Origin of the sequence: Methylophaga sp. UBA2689 (assembly GCA_002354555.1) — a bacterium.
Taxonomy (GTDB): domain Bacteria; phylum Pseudomonadota; class Gammaproteobacteria; order Nitrosococcales; family Methylophagaceae; genus Methylophaga.
The window spans coordinates 3853-8875 of record DELT01000006.1 but is presented as its reverse complement, the minus strand read 5'-3'; the positions used below and the strand labels follow the sequence as shown (position 1 = coordinate 8875).

The following is a 5023-nucleotide window of genomic DNA, read 5'->3' as shown; positions in this document are numbered from 1 at the left end:
TTTCTGGCGGCGATTGCCAAACAGGAAACACAATGTGATTTGATAACACCGGTTTATGCGACTGAACTGCTCGGTACCATGATGGGGGGATATAACATCCAACCTTTAATCGAGTTGCTGGATTATGACGCAACCGCCGAGGCAGCAGAAAAAGCACTTTCCAAAATTGTTATGGTTTATGACGCCTACCATGATGTAGTGGAAAAAGCTGAAACCAATCAATACGCCAAGCGCATTTTACAATCCTGGGCCGAAGCTGAATGGTTTTTATCCCGACCAGCATTAGCTGAAGCGATTACGCTAACTGTGCTGAAAGTCCCGGGCGAAACCAATACCGATGATTTATCCCCGGCAACTGAAGCCTGGAGTCGTCCTGATATTCCTTTGCATGCCAAGGCAATGTTGGTCAGCAAAATGCCTGACGCGCTGGATACCATTATCTCGCTGAAAGAAAAGGGCCACCCTATTGCTTATGTAGGTGATGTTGTCGGTACCGGATCTTCACGTAAATCTGCGATCAATTCTGTGCTCTGGCATATGGGCCACGATGTGGCTTACGTCCCGAATAAACGTCAGGGCGGCGTTATTTTAGGGAACAACATTGCGCCAATTTTCTTCAATACCGCAGAAGACTCTGGTGCCTTGCCAATAGAATGTAATGTCGATCAGCTGGAAACCGGCGATGTCATTACTATCAAGCCATATGAAGGCAAAATTTACAACGAAGCCGGTGACGTGGTTTCTGAGTTCACTTTACGGCCTACCACTATCGCTGATGAAGTGCGTGCCGGGGGGCGTATTCCTTTGATTATTGGTCGTGGTTTAACCGATAAAGCCCGCGAAACATTGGGTATGCCACCATCAGATGTTTTCAAACGTCCGGTAGAACCCGTTCATAGTGATAAAGGCTTTACGCTGGCACAGAAAATGGTCGGTGTTGCCTGTGGTGTGGAAGGTGTCCGCCCTGGTGCTTATTGTGAACCTAAAGTCACCACCGTCGGCTCACAGGATACAACGGGAGCAATGACCCGTGATGAGTTGAAAGAATTAGCCTGTCTGGGGTTTTCGTCTGATTTGGTGATGCAGTCTTTCTGTCATACCGCGGCGTATCCAAAACCGGTTGATATTAAGTTGCAGCATGAACTACCGGAATTTATCAGTACTCGTGGCGGTGTGTCATTACGCCCGGGTGACGGCGTTATCCACTCATGGTTGAACCGAATGATTTTACCGGATACCGTCGGTACCGGTGGTGACTCACATACCCGTTTCCCGATTGGTATCAGTTTCCCGGCAGGTTCAGGTCTGGTGGCATTTGCCGCGGCACTGGGTGTTATGCCGCTGGATATGCCAGAATCAGTATTGGTACGTTTTAAAGGCGATATGCAACCCGGCATTACATTACGTGACCTGGTTAATGCCATTCCCTATGCTGCTATTCAGGAAGGATTGCTGACGGTTGAAAAGAAAGGCAAGAAAAATATCTTTAATGGCCGCGTTTTGGAAATTGAAGGTTTACCAGATCTGAAAGTCGAACAGGCATTTGAGCTTTCAGATGCGTCGGCAGAACGTAGTGCCAATGGTTGTACCGTCAGATTAAATAAAGAACCGATTATTGAGTTTTTGAACTCCAATATCTCATTAATGGAATGGATGATTGCCGAAGGTTATGCTGATGCCAGAACATTGCAACGTCGCATAGATGCCATGCGTGCATGGCTGGCTGATCCACAGTTGCTTGAACCGGATGCTGATGCAGAATACGCTGCGATTATTGAAATTGATTTAAATGAAATCAAAGAGCCATTACTGGCCTGTCCGAACGACCCGGATGATATCAAACCCTTATCCGAAGTCGCTGGTGCTCATATTGACGAGGTGTTTATTGGTTCTTGCATGACCAATATTGGACACTATCGTGCCGCCGGTAAAGTGCTGGAGAAAATGGGTAATCTGCCCGTGAAATTGTGGGTTGCTCCGCCGACCAAGATGGATCAGCATCAATTAACGGAAGAAGGTATTTACAGTATCTTTGGTCGTGTTGGTGCTCGCACTGAAACACCGGGTTGCTCGTTGTGCATGGGTAACCAGGCACGGGTCGCGGATAATGCCACAGTGGTTTCAACCTCTACCCGTAACTTCCCGAATCGCCTGGGTAATGGAGCCGATGTGTATTTATCGTCTGCAGAACTTGCTGCCGTGGTCGCCAGTATGGGACGCATTCCAACGGTTGCCGAATATCTGGAGAAAGTCGCTGGTATTCAGCCTATGGCTCATGAAATCTATCGTTATCTGAATTTTAACGAATTGGAGCACTATCAACGTGCTAAAGCTAGTTAAACTGATAACTCACAGAAACCAAAAAGGGCTGTATTTACAGCCCTTTTTTTATGACTATTATTGGTGAAGCATTATTAGGTTTGAGCGTGTAACTCTGATGCTGCCTGTAATAATTTATTGCTCTGTAGTAAAAACTGCCAGCGTCTGCCACCTTTCTGTTGCCATAACACTGCAGCGCGAATTCCAGACAGCAACAAAGCACGAATACGATTAACGTTATCAGCTTGCTGCAGATAAGTTGAATCACCAAATACCTGAATGCGCGGTGTGAGTTCACTGACCGTACGCTGATAAATATCGGCGAAACGGGCGATAACCTGCGGGCTGGTGATACTGCCAAAATACTCGATTTGTTGGGGAATCTGATCCAGTTCGCGGGTAATCAGATCCAGCATCGCCGGGCGTTTTGCCAATTTGCGTTGCAAGTGCAATATTCCGATTGCATAGCGTAACAACACAATATCGCCAGGTTGTTTACGTTTCGATAGCTGATTATTGAACTGACGAATACCGGTTTTTAATTTACTGATTTCACCGTAAACCGATTCAGTATCAGGTGCATCCATCACCAGTAAACTCTGCAGCATGGTCTGCATATCATCATTATCAACCTGGCCGGTTTCAGCAATCTGTTGCACCAGGGTCACCGATTGCATCAAAGCGGAGAGGGCGATGACCCGATCATGAATGATTATTCTCTGACTCATGGATGCATCCCCGGAGCGTTGGTATCTATAATAATGCCACCGCCCAGACAGACATCATCCTGATAAAATACTACAGATTGTCCTGGGGTGACGGCACGTTGTGGCGTGTCAAATTCAACCTGAATATTCCCCTGTAGATCCTGCGTGATGAGACAGGGCTGATCTGGTTGACGATAACGGGTTTTTGCACTGGCACGACATGGCAGTTCGGGGGCTTCGCCTGCCACCCACGAGAGTTGTTCAGCAGTCAGTTTAGTGCTGTAAAGCCATTCATGTTCGCCTTGAACAACATATAAAATTCGCTTTTCCATATCTTTGCCAGCGACAAACCAAGGTTCACCGCTGCTGTTTTTCCGACCACCAATGCCAAGACCCTGGCGTTGGCCGAGGGTGTAATACATTAACCCTGAGTGTTCGCCAATTTTTTCGCCCTCAGGGGTACGCATTTCGCCAGGTTGAGCCGGGATATAACGTCCCAGAAACTCACGGAAGCGTCGCTCACCGATAAAGCAGATACCAGTGCTGTCTTTTTTGTCGTGATTGATAAAGCCAGCTTTTTCGGCAATCTGACGCACTTCGGTTTTTGGTAATTCACCCAACGGGAATAGGGTACGTGATAATTGCGCCTGACCAAGGGTATAAAGAAAGTAACTCTGGTCTTTGCTGTTATCCAGGCCTTTTAGTAATTGAAACTTACCGTCATGTTCGCGCACTCGTGCGTAATGCCCGGTAGCAATCAGATAGCCTCCCAATTCCATGGCGTGATCTAAAAAGGCTTTAAATTTGATTTCGCGATTACACAGGATATCGGGATTCGGTGTGCGGCCCGCTTTGTATTCATCCAGAAAATGCTTGAATACATAATCCCAGTATTCCATGGCAAAATTGGCTTCATGAAAAACGATGCCAACTTTATCAGCAACGGATTGGGCATCTTTGCGATCATCTTCGACTGTACATTCGCTTTCGTCGGCGTAGTCGACCCAGTTTTTCATAAACAGACCTTCAACATCAAAGCCTTGTTGTTTAAGTAACAACGCTGAAACAGAGGAGTCCACGCCGCCGGACAGACCGACAACTATTTTTTTGTGTTCAGACATAATTAATCAGTTAATAAATCAAGTGGATAGCGTTTTCCAGCAAGGTAATCCTGTAAACATTGCTCAACTAGAGGGCTGCGAAACTGTGATCGACGCTGTTTGATAGTGTCAGCATCCAGCCAGACAGCCTGATGAATATCACTATCCAATGGTCTATCCAGCTTTTCCTCCAGGCTCCCGCTAAAACAGAAACGAATATAGGTGTTTTCAGTTTGCTGATGTCGCCAGCGATAGATACCAATCAACGACTCAGGCGTAAATTGCCAGGCTGTCTCTTCCAATGTTTCCCGGATAACCGCTTCAATCAGGCTTTCTTCGTCTTCGAGATGGCCGGCCGGCTGGTTGAGTTTGAGTTCGCTGCCGATCATTTCTTCGACCATCAGAAATTTCTGGTCGCGTTCTATTACGGCGGCTACGGTGGTTCTTGGAGTCCAAATCATCAGCGTATTTTATCACGGTCTGATAATTAACTTCGCACCATTGTCCGGGTTGCAGATCATTTAATTGCCACGGTCCAATCGCCATGCGGATCAGTCTTAATGTTGGATGGCCGACTGCAGCAGTCATACGGCGTACCTGTCGGTTTTTGCCTTCGCTGATTTGCAGTTCCAACCATTGAGTGGGAATCGATTGTCGAAAACGTACCGGCGGAACTCTTTCCCACAAATCAGGCTCATCGATAAGTCTTGCCTTAGCCGGCTTGGTCAGACCATCTTTTAACATGACACCCCGTTGCAATTGTTCAAGCGCAGCGGCATCCGGAATATTTTCCACCTGAACCCAGTAAGTTTTGCTTAATTTATGACGTGGATCGCTGATATGATGTTGCAATTGACCATCGTCGGTCAGCAATAATAATCCTTCACTGTCCCGATC

The 5023-nt window shown here is 46.9% G+C and carries 5 protein-coding genes; 1 reads left to right on the top strand and 4 read right to left on the bottom strand.

Translation table 11 applies throughout. From position 1 onward, the window contains the following. The coding region (acnB, locus tag B3M51_RS00365) for a bifunctional aconitate hydratase 2/2-methylisocitrate dehydratase (RefSeq protein WP_292756069.1) at positions 1-2340 on the top strand (2340 nt) is incomplete at its 5' end. 74 nt (positions 2341-2414) lie between these two features. Here acnB and hflD read toward each other — a convergent pair. The 4 genes from hflD to B3M51_RS00345 all read right to left on the bottom strand — a co-directional run. Continuing rightward, entirely contained in the window at positions 2415-3047 is a 633-nt protein-coding gene (gene hflD / locus B3M51_RS00360; RefSeq protein ID WP_292482037.1) for a high frequency lysogenization protein HflD, read from the bottom strand. Further along, positions 3044-4147 (bottom strand): tRNA 2-thiouridine(34) synthase MnmA, encoded by a 1104-nt coding sequence (mnmA, locus tag B3M51_RS00355; protein ID WP_292482035.1) that lies wholly within the window; start codon positions 4145-4147, stop codon positions 3044-3046. The genes hflD and mnmA overlap by 4 nt, the downstream gene beginning before the upstream one ends. 2 nt (positions 4148-4149) lie before the next feature. Next, on the bottom strand, positions 4150-4527 hold the full coding sequence (locus B3M51_RS00350; RefSeq protein WP_292482033.1) for an NUDIX hydrolase: 378 nt from the start codon (positions 4525-4527) through the stop codon (positions 4150-4152). Then, a partial coding sequence (locus B3M51_RS00345) for a pseudouridine synthase (protein ID WP_292756066.1) occupies positions 4448-5023 on the bottom strand: 576 nt, incomplete at its 5' end. The genes B3M51_RS00345 and B3M51_RS00350, both read right to left, overlap by 80 nt.